We start from the raw sequence: 15,127 nt of genomic DNA on the forward strand, positions 1-15,127 counted from the left end.
GCCGACGTGGACACGGGTCGTGTGCCTGGAGTGCCGAAGCGCCAGCTGCGCGCGCGTCGGGGCAGGGGCGTCGTGGGTCCAGCAGTGCGGCTCGCTCGAACCCGGCGCATCCCCTGCTGCCCAGCCCTCAGCAGTGCACCCGTCCGACCACCCACACCCCGTACGGCCGCCGCTCCCCCACCCGTTCCCGCCGTGACAGCTGCCACCGCCACCCAGGTCAGGGCCTTGGCCACCCCCGCTGCGGGGGATCGGCCGGAAGGCGCGGACCACACCGCCCGGTACGCCCACACGGGAATGCGGATCTGCACGTAGACGAGCACCAGGAGCAAAACAGGTCGAAGAGGTTGACGTCTCCGCGCACGACCTGCGCGGCGCCGAACATCGCGCGGGCATCGCCCTCGAAGAACACACGCATGAGCGCCACGAAGGCGAGGGCCTGGGCGATGGGCACGAGGCAGACCGCGCCCAGGGCGCGCCACCACATCTGCGCGACGCGGTTGGTCTGCGGGAGCCCGTGGAACATGAGCATCGCCGGTCCGCCGACCATCAGCAGGATCACGATGACGATGCGGACGATCTCCACGATCACCCACAGGATCATCAGGACGACGAACACCAGGAGGAAGAGCACGACGATCGCCGCGTCCTCCCCCAGGAACCGAACCGTCCGCTCGCTGAGGTTCTGCGCCGCCACCTCGTTGGTGATGCCGTCCGCGGTGATGGCCTGCGCGACGGAGGTCGAGACGTGTGCCGCGAGTCCGACGACGCTCAGCGAGACGTTCGAGGCGACGAACCCGACCACAAGGCGTGGCAGGACCTCCCGTGCCGAGTACTGCGTCTGGAGTCCGTGGTGGGTCATGATCACGAACCCGGCCGCGATGACCAGCAGGGCGTAGGCGGTGTTGACCGTGGCGGAGACTCCCTCCCACACACCGGTGATGCCGTCGGTGGGGCCGGGGGTCGTGAACAGCGTTCCGGCGATCCACCCGAAGAGCGGTTCGAGGATGCCGAGGACCAGCCCGTGGAACCACTGGGTGATGTGGCAGGAGACCTCGATCGCGCCGCAGTCGAAGACGTCGGCGTACTCCTCCTCCAGGCTCAGCGGACTCGCTAGCGCGAAGCCTTCGCGCCCGGGCTCGGTCGGTGCCGTGCTCATGGCGACTCGTACTTGCTCAGGTAGTCGAGGGCGAAGAGCAAGACCTCACCCGCGAACACCACGACGTAGCCCACGGCCGCTCCGGCGAACCCCCGCTTGGCCTTGTCGATCTCGTTAGGATCCCCTCCGGCCAGCATCCAGCGCAGGCCCGCGACGATGATGAACAGCGTCGCCACCGATCCCGCGACGGTCTGGCACAGCCGCGTGAGGCGCAGGATGACGTCGTTGAGCTGGTAGGCGAACAACCACGCATCGTCCGCGAGTGCGGGTTCGGCAAGACCGAGGACAAGGGCCAGCACGATCCCCGACGTACAGGTCCAGGGCCGCGGCGAGCAGCGCCCGCGCCGTGGTCGGCGTTCGTGTGGAGTCGCCATGTCGCCCCCCGTGGTCGGCTCTCCTACCTCGGAACAGAGCCACCACGGGGGACGGTTTTGGACTCGGTGTCAGCGATCCTTGACCCGGTCCTCAAGCGGTCAGGCCGCTGACAGGGCGGACAGGCGTGTGGTGACCCGGCCCGATCGCACCGCATCCGCGAGCCGCCGTTCCGCGCGCGACCGGCGTTTGGCGATCTTCCAGTAGGCGGTTCCGCGTTCTCGGGCCACCTCCGTCAACGGCACCCGGTCCAGCCGGGTGCGGCCGATGAGGTCGGCGTCCGTCGCGGTGATCACGCCCTGGCGGACCGCGTCCTGCAGCACCACGTCCGGGTTCCCAGTCGGTGCGGGTCCGTTGGCGAGCGGTTCGGCCACCGCGGTCGGCACGGCCAGCGCCTCCTTACGCGCCCGCAGCCCCCATCGGCTGGCACGGCAGCGCAGCACCCACGGGAGTCGGCACCAGGAGGTGTCCACCTCGTGGACGGCGGCGATGAACCCGGCCAGCATCTCCTCCTGGACGTCCTCGGCGGCTCGGGTGTCGAGGCCAGCGCACATCCGAACCGAGCACGCCCAGAGCGCAGGCATCGCCAGGCCGATGGCGGCCACCATCCACTCCTCGCGCACGCGTGCCGACTCGATCACCGTGCGCCAGACGCTGTCGCGCACCTGGCGGGCCAGCGAGCCCGACAGCAGGAGTTCGCGCAGCTCCAGCAGGGTGTCCGGGCGGGCGTCGGTGAACGGTGCCAGCTCGCACAGCAGGTCGTCGGTGTCCAGCTCCAGGCGCAGGAACTCGCGCTCGGCCGCGCGCAGTGGGTCGTGACGCATGGTGGGTCTCCCCTGTCGTCGATCGGTGATGACCCGACCGACCCAAGGAGGCGCGGCTGACGCTGGACTGGCAGTGGTCTGACCGACAGCGCGCAGGAGGCGAACGAAGATCTCACGGGCCTCTGACCCACCGCTCACACACGCCCGTCAGCAGCGGCTATCGACAAGATCGGTCTCCTGCACCACAAGCACCGATCAGCGCTCTGAACAGGGATGACAGCCTCTCTGGTGGCTGACAGACCTTCGCTGTCAGCCACCCACCGACCGCGTTGACCCAACCGTTGCCGGTTTTCTCGCGGTCACGCGGCTCCGCACATGATCCGGTCGTAGCTGCGCTGAGCGCGCGAGGCGGCGGCCGAGCGCCCGTAGCGGCGCAGCATCTGGCGCGAGTCCCACCCGTTGAGCTCCATCAGGTCGCCCTCGGAGCCGCCGTTGTCCAGGTAGCGGTGGGAGAAGTCGTGGCGGTACCTGTGCAGGTACGCGCCCTCCACGCCCGCGCGTTCCGCGCGGCGGCGCACCATCTGGTAGATCCCCGACGCCGACAGCGCCCCGCCCTTCTGCGACAGCCACAGGTGCGGCAGGTGCGCGTGGGAGTGCTTGGCGCGCTGGCGCAGGTAGCGGTCCAGCGCCTTGGCGGTCTCGAAGGTGAACTTCACGAACCGCCGCTTGCCACCCTTGCCGGTGACCAACGCCCGCCGGTCCGACACCGACACGTCGTCCACCGTCAGTCCGGCCAGCTCCTGGCGGCGCATCCCGGTGTCACGCAGAAGCATGATGATCGCGGTGTCCCGCACCTTGCACGTCTTCCCCCGCGCACCACGGGTCCCCGACATCTCCAGGATCCGCTTCGTGGCGTCCTTCTCGAACACCGGCACCGGCTCGGGCACCACCGTGGGCGGCTTGAGCTTGCGCATCGGGTTCGGGACCTCTTCCTCTTCGGCCAGCCACTTGAAGAACTGCTGCAAGCAGCGGAACTGGTTGTTGAGGTAGGAGTCCTTGTGGCCGCGACGGCGCAACCGCACCAGCCACGACCGGATGTGCACACGGGCCACAAGCTCCCAGTCGCGCACAGGCTCGAACGTGACCATGTCAGCGCTCTTGTCAGCGGTGGTGTCGTACCGCTGGTCGATGGCGTTGGCGCGTCCTCCCGCCAGCAGGTGCTCGGCGGCGAACCACCGCACCGCCTCGCTGTACATGGTGGCGGTGCGCTCGCTGCGACCGGCGGCGCGCAGAGTCAGGACGAAGGAGTCGACGTGGGGCTTCAGGGGTCCAGCAGCAAGGTTGCGCGGTCCCCGGCGTACGCGCTTGGTGCCCATAGGCGATTGCTCTCCAGGCGGTGAGGCTGTCAGCGGAGTGACTCCGCCTGAAGATGTCCCAGGTCAGACATAGTGAGAGCCAGCGAGGGGACTTGAACCCCTAACCTATCGCTTACAAGGCGATTGCTCTGCCAATTGAGCTACGCTGGCGGGCGTCCGGGGCCGTCCGACCTCGGAGCGTCCTTCCGAATGGTACCGGTTCCTGGACCGCGTGGCCTACTCGGATTCGGTCCCGCGCCTGCGGGCGACCTCGTAGAGGGCCACGCCCGCCGCCACGGAGGCGTTCAGCGACTCAGCGCCGCCGATCGGGATGCTCGCCACCACGTCGCACGACTCGCGCACGAGCCGGGACAGGCCCTTGCCCTCGGAACCCACGACGATCACCAGCGGCCCCGTCGCCAACTCCAGCTCCGGCAGGCTCGTGTCGCCACCGGCGTCCAGGCCGACGACGAACAGCCCCGCCTTCTTGTAGGCCTCCAGCGCGCGGGTCAGGTTGGTGGCCTGTGCGACCGGGAGCCGGGCCAGGGTGCCCGCCGAGGTCTTCCACGCGGTCATGTTCACGCTCGCCGAGCGCCGCTCCGGGATCACCAGGCCGTGCGCGTCGAACGCCGCCGCCGAGCGCGCCACCGCGCCCAGGTTGTGCGGGTCGGTCACCCCGTCGAGCGCGACGATCAGCGGCGCCGTGTCCGACTCCAGGGCCCGGTCCAGCAGGTCCTCCACCGCCCAGTACCGGTACGGGCGCACCTGGAGCGCCAGGCCCTGGTGGGCGGCGCCCGGCTGGCCGTTGCTCTCGCACCGCCGGTCCAGCTCGGCCCGGGTCACCTCGACGACCTCGATGCCGCGGTCGCCCGCGACGCGTGCCGCCTCGGTCACCCGCTCGTCCGGGTCCAGGCTGTTGGCCAGGAACAGGCGGCTGGCGGGCATCCCCGCGCGCAGCGCCTCCACGACCGGGTTGCGGCCCACCAGCAGGTCGGAGTCGGCCGCACGGCGCTGCTGCCGCGCCGGGGCCTCACCGGCCGGGCGGGGCCGCTTGGCCGCGCGGGCCCGCTGCTTGCCCTCGTACCAGTGCCGCTGCTCGGCGGGCAGCGTCCCGCTCTTGCCCTCGAGCGAACGTCGGCCCTTGCCGCCGCTGCCCTTGGTCGGGCCCTTCTTGCTCTTCTTCGCCGGCATGTCCGCCGCCTCCCCGTACGTCTCGCGAGCATGCCGGAAGCACAGGGGCGTCCGGCGGATCCGCCACCAGAGGGCGGTGGCAAACGTCCAGCCTAACGCCGACGCGCCACCACCCGTGTCACCCGTGCCTCAGGTCCCAGCGGGGTCCCTGCGGCGTGTCCTCGACGATGACGCCCGCCTCGGCGAGCTGGTCGCGGATCGCGTCCGCCGCCGCGTAGTCCTTCCGGGCCCGCGCCGCCTGCCGCTGCTCCAGGGCCACCGCGACGAGGGCGTCGACGACCTCGCGCAGCCCCGCGCCCCCGCCCGCCCACTGCTCGCCGAGCGGGTCCAGGCCGAGGATCGCCAGCATCGCGCGGAGTTCACCGGCGAGCTCGGCGGCCCTGTCCTTGTCCCCGGCGGCCAGCGCCGTGTTGCCCTCGCGTACGTGTCCGTGCACGACGGCCAGCGCCTGGGACACCCCGAGGTCGTCGTTCATCGCGGACGCGAAGTCGGCGGGGACGGTGGCGGCGGGGACGACCTCGCCGAGCACCTCGACGGCGCGCGTGAGGAAGCCCTCGATCCGCTGGTAGGCGGCGGCCGCCTCCTGGAGCGCGGCCTCGGAGTAGTCGATGGTCGACCGGTAGTGCGCCTGGCCGAGGTAGTAGCGCAGCTCCACCGGGCGGACCTTCTGGATCATCTGCGGGATGAGCATCGAGTTGCCGAGCGACTTGCTCATCTTCTCGCCGCCGACGCTCAGCAGCCCGTTGTGCAGCCAGTAGCGCGCGAACCCGTCCCCGGCGGCGCGGGACTGGGCGAGCTCGTTCTCGTGGTGCGGGAAGACCAGGTCCAGCCCGCCCCCGTGGATGTCGAAGCTCGGCCCGAGGTACTTGGTGGCCATCGCCGAGCACTCCAGGTGCCAGCCCGGCCGCCCCCGGCCCCACGGCGTCTCCCAGCTCGGCTCGCCCGGCTTGGCGCCCTTCCACAGGGCGAAGTCGCGCGGGTCGCGCTTGTCCCGGCCCCGCTCCGCGCTGTCCTCCATCTGGTCCGGCCGCTGGTTGGACAGCTCGCCGTAGGCCCCGTAGGAGCCCACGTCGAAGTAGACGTCGCCGGAGCCGTCCTCGGCCGCGTACGCGTGGCCGACGTCGATCAGGCGGCGCATGAGCTCGATCATCTCCGGCACGTGGCCGGTCGCCCGCGGTTCGACCGTGGGCGGCAGGCAGCCCAGGACGTCGTAGGCCTCGGTGAACGCCCGCTGGTTGCGCTCACTGACCTTCCACCAGTGGACGCCCTCCGCGGCGGCGACGTTGATGATCTTGTCGTCGATGTCGGTGACGTTGCGGCAGAACGTGACGTCGTAGCCGAGGTGGGTCAGCCACCGACGCAGGATGTCGAAGTTGACGCCGGAGCGGATGTGGCCGATGTGCGGTGGCGCCTGCACCGTGGCACCACACAGGTACAGGGAGGCACACCCCTCGCGCAGGGGGACGAACTCTCGGACCTGTCGGGCACTGGTGTCATAGAAGCGCAGACTCACGTTGTCAAGCGTAACCGCTTCCCCCTCACACGCGGGTCACAAACCACCAATCACCGTCGCCTTCGCCCGACTCCCGGACAGACCCGAGAGCACATATGTGGTGAGCCGTATTACGGGTGACCTGGTGTGAGATTTCCGGGCACGGAAGCCCGTCCCCCACGGCGATCAGGGCCCCCGCCGCGTCCGTTCCGGGTCGGTCGCCGCCGCGCGGCGGTCGTGATCGGCCGGAATCTCGTGTTGGCGCGGCCTCCTCGACTACGCTGCGATGGCGATGGCCCCTTACGACAAAGCCCCCGAGACAGGAACACGGAACGGCCGACCGGCGAGCCGCGGCCCGGGAGCCGGTGCTCTCGTCGGTGGCGCGCTGTTCGTCGGCGTCATCGCCGTGTGCGCCCTCGTCATCTCCTACGCCGGCGTCTTCCGCTTCGCCGAGTACGGCGGACACGAGGGCAGCCCGCTGGCGCACGTGTTCCCGGTGACCTACACCCTGCTGCTGCTCATGGCGTTCTGGGTGAGCTACGTCCTGCGCGAGGCCCATCCCCGGGACCGCGCGTGGGTGGACCTCGCGCTCATCCCGGTGCTCATCGCGGTCGCCGCGGGCGCCATGGTGCTCAGCAACCTGGGGCTGGTGGAGTCGGTCCACCAGGGGGTCGCCAACGTCATCGTGGCCGTGGCGCCGCTCGCGGCGCTGCTCGTCGCCTTCCTGCTGTGGATGACCGTCCGCGCGCACATCCGCCGTCGCCGCCGTGGCGCGCCCGTGCGGCCCCGGCCCTCGGCCGACCGGGCGACCGTGCTGCACGGCCGCGCGGTGGCGCCGTCGGAGCTGGACGACGACCACCACCTGACGACCCGGCTGCTGGACTTCGGCCCCGCCCCGGTCCGGCGCGGCCACGGCGCGGACGCGCCCGAGGACCCGTTCGCGCCCGACACGGCCACGCGCCCGCTGTGGCGCGACGAGCCCGAGGCCGACGACGACGAGGGCTCCGAGGTGGTCTCGGTGACCCCCGTCGCCAGCCGACCGGAGAGCACGACCGCGTCCGTCACGGCGCCGCTACCCAGGCGCACCCGCACCGGCGCCAACCCGATCAAGCGCGCGAGCACGGACGTCCCGGTCGTGCCCGGCGCCGCCGCGCCGGTGGACCCGCCCGGGGACGAGGCGGACGACGACGGCCTCGCGGGCGACGTCGAGGACGGGTTCGAGGACGAGCCGCTGCCCGGGGACCCCGCCACCGACGAGGCCGACGCCCCGACCGCACCCGTCGCCGGGGAACCGCGCGAACCGGAGCCGGAGCCCGACCCCGTCGCGCCCGCGCCCCCGGAGCAGGACACCCGGGCCTTCGACGCTCCCGAGCCCTCCGCCGAGCCCGAGGACTCCCCCATCCCGGACACCGCCCTGTGGGAGCCCCCCGCCGACACCCCCGCCGAGGCGGCGCTCGCCGACTACGTCCCACCGGTGTGGACTCCGCCGGAGGACGAGGATCCCGAGGCCCTGGCCGTGGCGGACGCGCCGGAGGCCGACGAGGCGCCGACCCCCGTGCTCGACCACGACACCGGCCCCGAGGTCCGGGCCGCCTTCGGGATCGGGTCGGTTCCTCCGGGCGCCGCCGCCCCCGGCCCCGAACCGGAGGACCGGTACCAGGAACCGGAACCCGGCCCGACGGACCGATTCCACGACCGTGACGTCGAGGACGACGACACCGAGCCTGTCCAGAACACCGAGCCGCCGCCCGGAGAGGACCCCGCTCCGGAACCGGACGCCCCCCACGAGCCCCCGTCCCGACCGGCCGCCGCGCGCCCTGGGACCGCCGACGCCGACCGCCGCCCGCCGTTGGAGAAGCGCCCGATGGTCCTCAAGCCGCGCCGCCCGCCGATGCCGGACCCCACCCCCGGGCCGCCGTCCGGGCGGGTCCGCAGCGAACCGTTGCCCCCGCGAGACTGACGCGCGCCCGCGCCGCCCCGCGTCAGACCCGCAGGCGCGCCGCGAGCGGCAGGTGGTCGCTGTCCGTCCTGGGCAGCGTCCACGTCTCGGTCGCCGTCGCCCCGCGCACCAGGACGTGGTCGATCCGCACCATCGGGAACGCGGCGGGCCAGGTCATTCCCAGCCCGTCGCCGCCGGCCCCCCGCACCGCGGCCAACCGCGAGGTGAGCGGATCCATGGCGCGATCGTCGGTGCTCCCGTTGAGGTCGCCCATGAGCACGACCCGCTCCAGGGGCTCCGCCTCGATCGCGGCGCCGAGCGCCTCGACGCCCCGGTCCCGCAGCGCGGTGTCGAAACCGGAACCGCCCACCCGGACCGAGGCCAGGTGCACGACGTACACGGCGAACTCCCCGTCGGGCCCGTCGATCTCGGCGCGCATCGCCCGGTTCCAGCCCAGCCCGAGGTCGAGCGACCGCGACTCCGTGATCGGGTACCGGCTCCACAGCCCGACCGTGCCCCACCACTCCGCGTGTTCCAGCTCGGACCCGAGAGCGGCGTCGTACGACGCGTTCGCCTCCCAGGTGACCTCCTGGAGCGCGACCAGGTCGGGGTCGGCGGCGAGCACCTCCGCGACGGTGCCCGCCGGGTCGCCGTTGGCCGCGCCGACGTTGTGCGTGACCACGGTGAGGTTGGGTTCGACGTCCGGTGAGGTCGGCAGGTGGAGGCGGCCGAACACACCCGCCCACACGGCGGCCAGGAGCAGGACGGCCAGCCCGGCCGGTGCGGAGCGCCGGAGCACGGCGGCGACGGCGGTCACGGGGACCGCCAGACCGAGCCACGGCAGGCCGGTCTCGAACAGACTGCCCACGTGCCCGGGGACGTTGGGCACCAGGGCCGGTACGGCCAGGAGCAGGGCCAGCACGGCGGTGACCCCGGCGAGGACCCGGCCGCGCCGCCAGACCTCGGGAACGTCCCGGAGGACGCGCCGCCACCGGGATCCGCCCTCCCCCCGGTGCGGCTCGCGGCCCGTTTCCCCGTCCCGTCTCCCGGTCGGCGTCCCGAGCGGTCCCGTCCGGTCGTCGATGTCCGTCATGGCCCTCCCTCGTCCGTCGTCGCGCGGTCCCTCGCGCGGCGCTGCCTGGGGGATGGGCCACCGGTGTCGGCGGCACGGCTCTGGAGACTACCCGCGGCTCGGGAGTGCCCGCGCACGGGCGGTCAGCCGTCCCCGCGTACGACGAAGGCCCGCGCCCCGGTGCGGGGCGCGGGCCGGACGGCGGTCGTTCAGTCGCGGGGCACGCAGAGGGCGGTGGCCACGGCGGCGATGCCCTCGCCGCGCCCGGTCAGCCCCAGGCCGTCGGTCGTGGTGGCGGAGATGCTCACCGGAGCCCCCACCACCTCGGACAACGTCTTCTCCGCCTCCTCGCGCCGCGGCGCGAACCTGGGGCGGTTGCTGATGATCTGGACGGCCACGTTGCCGATCTCGAACCCGGCGGCGTGCACGCGGGCGACGGTCTCGGTCAGCAGGGCCGCCCCGGAGGCGCCGCGCCACCGGGGGTCGGACGTGCCGAAGTTGGAGCCGAGGTCCCCGAGGCCGCAGGCCGAGAGCAGCGCGTCACAGGCCGCGTGCGCGGCGACGTCACCGTCCGAATGACCGCTCACACCGTCTTCCCCCGGCCATTCCAAACCGGCGAGGAAAAGTGTTCTTCCAGGAGAAAACGGGTGGACGTCCGTTCCGACGCCCACCCGAGGCATATTCGTCATGAATGAGGTGCTTCTTCGACCCGTATCAGTTCGTCAGAACCTCGTCGAGGAGCGCTTCGGCCTTGTCCTCGTTGGTCTTTTCGGCGAGCGCGAGTTCGCTGACGAGAATCTGACGGGCCTTGGCGAGCATCCGCTTCTCACCGGCGGACAGCCCGCGCTCCTTGTCCCGACGCCACAGGTCCCGGACCACCTCGGCGACCTTGTTGACGTCACCGGACGCCAACTTCTCGAGGTTCGCCTTGTAGCGCCTGGACCAGTTCGTGGGCTCTTCGGTGTGCGGCGCGCGCAGCACCTCGAAGACCTTGTCCAGGCCTTCCTGTCCCACCACGTCACGAACGCCGACGTCCTCGGCGTTCTCAGCCGGCACACGCACCGTCAGATCGCCCTTGTCGACCCTCAGAACGAGGTAGGTTCTGTCCTCGCCCTTAATGGTGCGAGTCTCGATCGCTTCAATACGAGCAGCCCCATGATGGGGGTAGACAACAGTGTCGCCGACCTTGAAAGCCATGTGACAGGTACCCCTTCCGCTACCATGAGGATACCACGAATCTGTGACTTAACGTACCTATTAGGTTTGCGAACACGCAGGTCAAGCCACACTTTTCAGGGCTTGACAAAGTCTACCCGAGGCCTGCCGAGGCCCTGGTCGGAGCGCCCCCGGGCGGGCGCGAACCCCTGCTGGCCAGCGAAACCGCCGCCTCCGGGAGAGGGGATCGGGGAGGGACCGGCGGCCCCTCCCCGGGCCCGACCGCCGACGCCGGAGCGACGGATGTCACGTTTCCGACACCCTTCGACGCTCCGGGTCACCGCGGCGCCGTCACCCAGGGTCACGCCTCGGGGTCGTAGTCCTCGCGCTTCTCGCCGGTCACCATGTAGACGAGATTGTCGGCGACGTGCACCGCGTGGTCACCGAACCGTTCGTAGAAGCGGCCCACCAGGGTGACGTCCATGGTGGCCTCCACGCCGTACTCCCAGCCCGGCGCGAGGATGCGCTGCAGCAGCTTGCGGCGCAGCCGGTCCATCCGGTCGTCGTCCTTGTCCAGCTCCAGCGCGGTGTCGGGGTCGCGCTCGCTGATCACCTCGCCCGCCTTGGTGACGAGCAGCTCGGCCTGGTGGCCCATCTCCAGCACGATCGACCGGACGGGCTTGGGGATGGCCGAGTCCGGGTGCCGCCGCCGCGCGATCTTGGCCAGGTGGACGGCGTGGTCGCCCATCCGCTCCAGGTCACCGCGCATGTACAGCGACGTGATGATGGTCCGCAGGTCGGAGGCGACCGGCTGCTGCCGCGCCATCAGGCTGAAGGCGGTGTCCTCGATCTCCTGGTCCAGCCGGTTGATCGCCTCGTCACCGGAGATCACCTCCTGTGCCGCCGCCAGGTCGCTGTCCAGCAGCGCGGTGGTGGCCCGCGCGACCGCGTGTCTGGCCAGGCGCGTCATCTCGACGAGGCGTTCGCCCAGGCTGTCGAGGTCCTCGTGGTAGGTATCCCGCATGTCGTCAATGCTCCCAGTGGTTTGTTGAAGAGTCGGCCAAGGGTTGGTGAACGGTGCGAGAAGCTCGGTTGTGCCACCCGCCCCGGCCGGGTAAAGATCCGGTCCGCCCGTTTACGATCGAATCGTGCAAGGGGAACTTCTCGCCGCCGTGACCGGCATCTTCGGACTCGTGACGGGCGTCGTCGTCGGCGTCCTCGCCGGTCTCTACCTCCGTACCAACTCGCCTGAGCGTCGGTCTCCGGCGCCCGAGCGGCGCGACGGCGCGACCCTCCCGCCCGGCATCGCCGAGGTCCTGTCCGCGCTCCCTTCGTCGGCCGTCGTCCTGGACTCGGCCGACCGGGTCCTGCGCGCCTCGTCCGCCGCCCGGGCCTTCGGGATCGTGCGGGGCGAGGAGCTGGTGATAGGCGAGCTCCTGGCCCTGGCCCGGCAGGTGCGGCGGGACGGGGTCATCCGCGAGACCGACATCGAGGTGGCCGTCCGCAAGTTCGGCCCCGACGCCACCTCCTTCGCCGTACGCGTGGCACCCCTGGGCGGCACCGGTCTGGTCCTGGTGCTGGCCGAGGACCAGACCGAGCACCGCCGCGTCGAGGCCGTGCGCCGGGACTTCGTCGCCAACATCTCGCACGAGCTGAAGACTCCGGTCGGCGCCCTGTCACTACTGGCCGAAACCGTACAGGACGCGAGCGACGACCCCGAGGCCGTCCGCCGGTTCACCGATCGCATGCAGCAGGAGGCCGCCCGGCTGACGGCGGTCATCCAGGACCTCATCACGCTCTCCCGTATCCAGGGCGCCGAGCCCATGGCCGAACCCACACGGGTGGACCTGGGCTACGTCGTGGACGAGGCGCTCGACGCGGTGCGCATGCCCGCCGACGTCAAGGGGATCGAGCTGGTCGGCAGCGGCGCGGAGGGGGTCACCGTGCTGGGCGACGAGGGGCTGCTCGGCACCGCGCTGCGCAACCTGGTCGCCAACGCCGTCGCCTACAGTCCCAAGAACACGCGGGTGGCGGTCTCGGTCGGGGTGTCCCGGTCGAGCGTGGACATCAGCGTCGCCGACCAGGGCATCGGCATCCCCCAGCAGGACCTGGAGAGGATCTTCGAGCGGTTCTACCGTGTGGACGCCGCTCGGAGCCGGGCGACCGGGGGTACCGGTCTCGGCCTGGCCATCGTCAAGCACATCATGACCCACCACCGTGGAGAAGTGACCGTGTGGAGCAAGGAGGGGTCGGGGTCGACGTTCACTCTGCGTCTGCCCAGACCCGAGAGCCGGGGGACCGAACCCGCCGGTAACAGCGACCGTCAGGAGGCGGCACAGTGACGCGCGTACTCGTTGTCGAGGACGAGGAATCCTACAGCGACGCCCTCTCGTACATGTTGCGCAAGGAGGGTTTCGAGGTGGCCGTGGCACCCACGGGGACAGTCGCCCTGGAGACCTTCGACCGCACTGGCGCCGACCTGGTGCTGCTGGACCTGATGCTGCCGGGGCTGTCGGGCACCGAGGTGTGCCGGACGCTGCGGCAGAAGTCGAACGTCCCCGTGATCATGCTGACCGCCAAGGACTCCGAGATCGACAAGGTCGTCGGCCTGGAACTGGGCGCCGACGACTACGTGACCAAGCCCTTCTCCTCCCGTGAGCTCGTCGCGCGCATCCGGGCCGTGCTGCGGCGCCGGGGCGAGGGCGACGGCGCCGAGCCGCTGCCCGCGGCGCTGGAGGCCGGGCCCGTGCGCATGGACGTCGAGCGGCACGTGGTGACCGTGCGCGGCACGAACGTGCAGCTCCCGCTCAAGGAGTTCGAGCTCCTGGAGGTGCTCCTGCGCAACGCCGGGCGGGTGCTCACCCGGATGCAGCTCATCGACCGGGTGTGGGGCGCGGACTACGTCGGCGACACCAAGACGCTCGACGTGCACGTCAAGCGCCTGCGCGCCAAGATCGAGGAGGATCCGGGCAGCCCGCGGTACATCGTGACCGTGCGCGGTCTCGGCTACAAGTTCGAGCCGGTGACCGCGAGCGTGGAGTAGGGACGCCCGTCGCGGCTCCCGGTCCCGTGACCCCTCGCGCCCCCGCGGTGTGGGGTCCTCCGGGACCGCCGAGCCCTCCCCTGTCGAGTCACCGGTCCCGGACCGCGGCCACGCCGCCGTCCGGGACCGACTCGTGTCCGGGGTGGCCCACCCGGCAGCCGAGCACGACGCTCGCGCAGCCCATCATCCCCAGGCCCACCAGGTGGCCGACGGTGTTGGCGCACAGGTCGGTGAGGTCCGCTCCCCGCCCCGGCGCGAGCGTGAACTGGAGGCCCTCGACGGTGGCGGACACGATCGGGCCGACGGCGGCGCGGGCCCACGGCGAGGTCAGGACCGGGTAGGTCACCAGCCCGAGGGGGGCGAAGAGCACGGCCTGGGCGAGGAGTCCGTCGAGGAGCGGCGTCGGCGGCTCGGCGGGGGCGGGGTCGACGACCGCCACGCCCGCCGCGAAGTCGTCGGACGGCAGCGGAACGTCGTGGGCGCGCCCCGCCGCCGACCAGTCGCCGCCCGGGTCCACGACGAGGGCGGCGTAGGCGAACAGGACGGCGGCGATGCCGAGGGCGCCCAGGGCGCCGGCGGCGCGCGGTCGGACCAGCCCGAGCCAGGCCAGGGGGAGGGCGGGAATGGCGAACGTTCCGAGGAGGAGTGGCGCGACACCCGCGTCGATGTTCAGAACGGCATGCCACACGGATGGGCCGTGCACTTTTCTCATCACCTTTCCGTGGGCCGTCGGCCGATTTTCCGTGGGTTTCCCGATCCGTTCCGGACAGCCTCGGTGCACGGTGTTCGCCGTCGCGTGCACGTGCGTTTCCCCGTGCGCCGGCGACGCCGGGAAGGAGGGAATGCACGAACGCCGTCGCGTTCGATCGGCCCTGCTCCGAACCCCCGTGCGCACAGCGAACGGGAGCGCCGCGAGGGCGCCGGCGAACGCCGGCCAAACCGCTCCCACGGGCGTGGGATTCGCCATCCGGAACGCTATCTCAACAGGAAACCGGAAACCGGATCACAAACGGCGACTCCCACAATCTGAGGGCGATTCACAACGCAACTGTACGGACACCCTCCGCAACCGTCAATGGCGCACTGAAACCTTTTTCGCACTTTTCCCGAAAAACAGTCGTGACCTGGGCGAAATACGCGCGTTCGCCGTCCCGCTCAGACCTCGACGATCACGGTGAACGGGCCCTCGTTGGTCAGCGCCACCGACATCATCGCCCCGAACCGCCCCGTGGCCACCTCGGCGCCCAGGTCGCGCAACTCCTTGACCACGGCGTCGACCAGGGGCTCGGCGACCGGACCGGGGGCGGCCGCCTGCCACGTGGGGCGGCGGCCCTTGCGCGCGTCTCCGTACAGCGTGAACTGGCTGACCACCAGGAGCGGAGCGCCGATGTCGGAGCAGGACCGCTCGTCCGCGAGGATCCGCAGCGTCCACAGCTTCCTCGCGAGCTTGCGCGCCTCCGCCTCGGTGTCGGTGTGGGTGGCCCCCACCAACGCCATCAGCCCGGGATCGGTGATCGCGCCGACCACCTCGCCGTCCACCGTCACCGACGCGTGCGACACCCGCTGCACGACCGCGCGCATGTTCCCT

The 15,127-nt window shown here is 71.4% G+C and carries 15 protein-coding genes and 1 tRNA gene; 3 read left to right on the plus strand and 13 right to left on the minus strand.

Annotated features, from left to right (window positions below):
• Positions 1–217: 217 nt before the first annotated feature.
• The 7 genes from AB0I72_RS03330 to cysS form a co-directional block, all read right to left on the minus strand.
• The gene (locus tag AB0I72_RS03330) at positions 218–1,156 is read right to left on the minus strand and encodes a hypothetical protein (RefSeq protein WP_358562460.1); all 939 of its coding nucleotides are present in this window, start codon (positions 1,154–1,156) and stop codon (positions 218–220) included.
• Entirely contained in the window at positions 1,153–1,455 is a 303-nt protein-coding gene (locus tag AB0I72_RS03335) for a pilin (protein ID WP_358562463.1), read from the minus strand. Before AB0I72_RS03335 ends, AB0I72_RS03330 begins: the two co-directional genes overlap by 4 nt.
• Before the next feature lie 174 nt (positions 1,456–1,629).
• A complete protein-coding gene (locus tag AB0I72_RS03340) occupies positions 1,630–2,352 on the minus strand; it encodes a hypothetical protein (RefSeq protein WP_358562465.1) in 723 nt (240 codons plus the stop codon).
• A gap of 299 nt (positions 2,353–2,651) precedes the next feature.
• Entirely contained in the window at positions 2,652–3,668 is a 1,017-nt protein-coding gene (locus AB0I72_RS03345; RefSeq protein WP_358562467.1) for a tyrosine-type recombinase/integrase, read from the minus strand.
• A gap of 77 nt (positions 3,669–3,745) precedes the next feature.
• Positions 3,746–3,818, minus strand: a tRNA-Thr gene (locus AB0I72_RS03350).
• 66 nt (positions 3,819–3,884) lie between these two features.
• Positions 3,885–4,838: a 23S rRNA (guanosine(2251)-2'-O)-methyltransferase RlmB gene (rlmB, locus tag AB0I72_RS03355; protein ID WP_358562469.1), complete on the minus strand. Its 954-nt coding sequence runs from the start codon at positions 4,836–4,838 to the stop codon at positions 3,885–3,887.
• A gap of 118 nt (positions 4,839–4,956) precedes the next feature.
• Positions 4,957–6,351: a cysteine--tRNA ligase gene (gene cysS, locus AB0I72_RS03360; RefSeq protein WP_358562471.1), complete on the minus strand. Its 1,395-nt coding sequence runs from the start codon at positions 6,349–6,351 to the stop codon at positions 4,957–4,959.
• A 265-nt stretch (positions 6,352–6,616) separates the two neighbouring features.
• Here cysS and AB0I72_RS03365 point away from each other — a divergent pair, with 265 nt between their 5' ends.
• A complete protein-coding gene (locus tag AB0I72_RS03365) occupies positions 6,617–8,290 on the plus strand; it encodes a DUF2637 domain-containing protein (RefSeq protein ID WP_358562473.1) in 1,674 nt (557 codons plus the stop codon).
• A 22-nt stretch (positions 8,291–8,312) separates the two neighbouring features.
• On the opposite strand, the gene AB0I72_RS03370 is transcribed toward AB0I72_RS03365, so the two are convergent.
• From AB0I72_RS03370 to phoU, 4 genes are all read right to left on the minus strand, one after another.
• A complete protein-coding gene (locus AB0I72_RS03370; protein WP_358562475.1) occupies positions 8,313–9,362 on the minus strand; it encodes an endonuclease/exonuclease/phosphatase family protein in 1,050 nt (349 codons plus the stop codon).
• A 188-nt stretch (positions 9,363–9,550) separates the two neighbouring features.
• Positions 9,551–10,021, minus strand: coding sequence for a 2-C-methyl-D-erythritol 2,4-cyclodiphosphate synthase (ispF, locus tag AB0I72_RS03375; RefSeq protein ID WP_358562813.1), 471 nt, complete (start codon positions 10,019–10,021; stop codon positions 9,551–9,553).
• Positions 10,022–10,055: 34 nt separating this feature from the next.
• Positions 10,056–10,538 carry a CarD family transcriptional regulator gene (locus tag AB0I72_RS03380; RefSeq protein WP_026122741.1) on the minus strand — a complete coding sequence of 161 codons (483 nt, stop codon included), beginning with the start codon at positions 10,536–10,538 and terminating at the stop codon, positions 10,056–10,058.
• A gap of 319 nt (positions 10,539–10,857) precedes the next feature.
• Positions 10,858–11,520, minus strand: coding sequence for a phosphate signaling complex protein PhoU (phoU, locus tag AB0I72_RS03385; RefSeq protein WP_358562477.1), 663 nt, complete (start codon positions 11,518–11,520; stop codon positions 10,858–10,860).
• A 148-nt stretch (positions 11,521–11,668) separates the two neighbouring features.
• Here phoU and AB0I72_RS03390 point away from each other — a divergent pair, with 148 nt between their 5' ends.
• Positions 11,669–12,838, plus strand: coding sequence for an ATP-binding protein (locus AB0I72_RS03390; protein WP_358562815.1), 1,170 nt, complete (start codon positions 11,669–11,671; stop codon positions 12,836–12,838).
• Complete coding sequence (locus AB0I72_RS03395; protein ID WP_358562480.1) at positions 12,835–13,539, plus strand: response regulator transcription factor; 705 nt, start codon at positions 12,835–12,837, stop codon at positions 13,537–13,539. Before AB0I72_RS03390 ends, AB0I72_RS03395 begins: the two co-directional genes overlap by 4 nt.
• 88 nt (positions 13,540–13,627) lie before the next feature.
• Here AB0I72_RS03395 and AB0I72_RS03400 read toward each other — a convergent pair whose 3' ends face one another.
• On the minus strand, positions 13,628–14,227 hold the full coding sequence (locus AB0I72_RS03400) for a VanZ family protein (protein WP_358562482.1): 600 nt from the start codon (positions 14,225–14,227) through the stop codon (positions 13,628–13,630).
• 467 nt (positions 14,228–14,694) lie between these two features.
• A complete protein-coding gene (gene dtd / locus AB0I72_RS03405) occupies positions 14,695–15,120 on the minus strand; it encodes a D-aminoacyl-tRNA deacylase (protein WP_358562484.1) in 426 nt (141 codons plus the stop codon).
• Positions 15,121–15,127: the final 7 nt, after the last annotated feature.

It is taken from the genome of Nocardiopsis sp. NPDC049922 (genome assembly GCF_040660275.1).
Lineage (GTDB): Bacteria > Actinomycetota > Actinomycetes > Streptosporangiales > Streptosporangiaceae > Nocardiopsis.

Bases quoted from the DNA above. Each gene is read 5' to 3' on its own strand.
- dtd (WP_358562484.1), bottom strand. From the start codon at position 15,120: ATGCGCGCGGTCGTGCAGCGGGTGTCGCACGCGTCGGTGACGGTGGAC.
- AB0I72_RS03380 (WP_026122741.1), bottom strand. From the start codon at position 10,538: ATGGCTTTCAAGGTCGGCGACACTGTTGTCTACCCCCATCATGGGGCT.
- AB0I72_RS03330 (WP_358562460.1), bottom strand. From the start codon at position 1,156: ATGAGCACGGCACCGACCGAGCCCGGGCGCGAAGGCTTCGCGCTAGCG.
- AB0I72_RS03370 (WP_358562475.1), bottom strand. From the start codon at position 9,362: ATGACGGACATCGACGACCGGACGGGACCGCTCGGGACGCCGACCGGG.
- rlmB (WP_358562469.1), bottom strand. From the start codon at position 4,838: ATGCCGGCGAAGAAGAGCAAGAAGGGCCCGACCAAGGGCAGCGGCGGC.
- phoU (WP_358562477.1), bottom strand. From the start codon at position 11,520: ATGCGGGATACCTACCACGAGGACCTCGACAGCCTGGGCGAACGCCTC.
- AB0I72_RS03365 (WP_358562473.1), top strand. From the start codon at position 6,617: ATGGCGATGGCCCCTTACGACAAAGCCCCCGAGACAGGAACACGGAAC.
- AB0I72_RS03345 (WP_358562467.1), bottom strand. From the start codon at position 3,668: ATGGGCACCAAGCGCGTACGCCGGGGACCGCGCAACCTTGCTGCTGGA.
- AB0I72_RS03340 (WP_358562465.1), bottom strand. From the start codon at position 2,352: ATGCGTCACGACCCACTGCGCGCGGCCGAGCGCGAGTTCCTGCGCCTG.
- ispF (WP_358562813.1), bottom strand. From the start codon at position 10,021: ATGCCTCGGGTGGGCGTCGGAACGGACGTCCACCCGTTTTCTCCTGGA.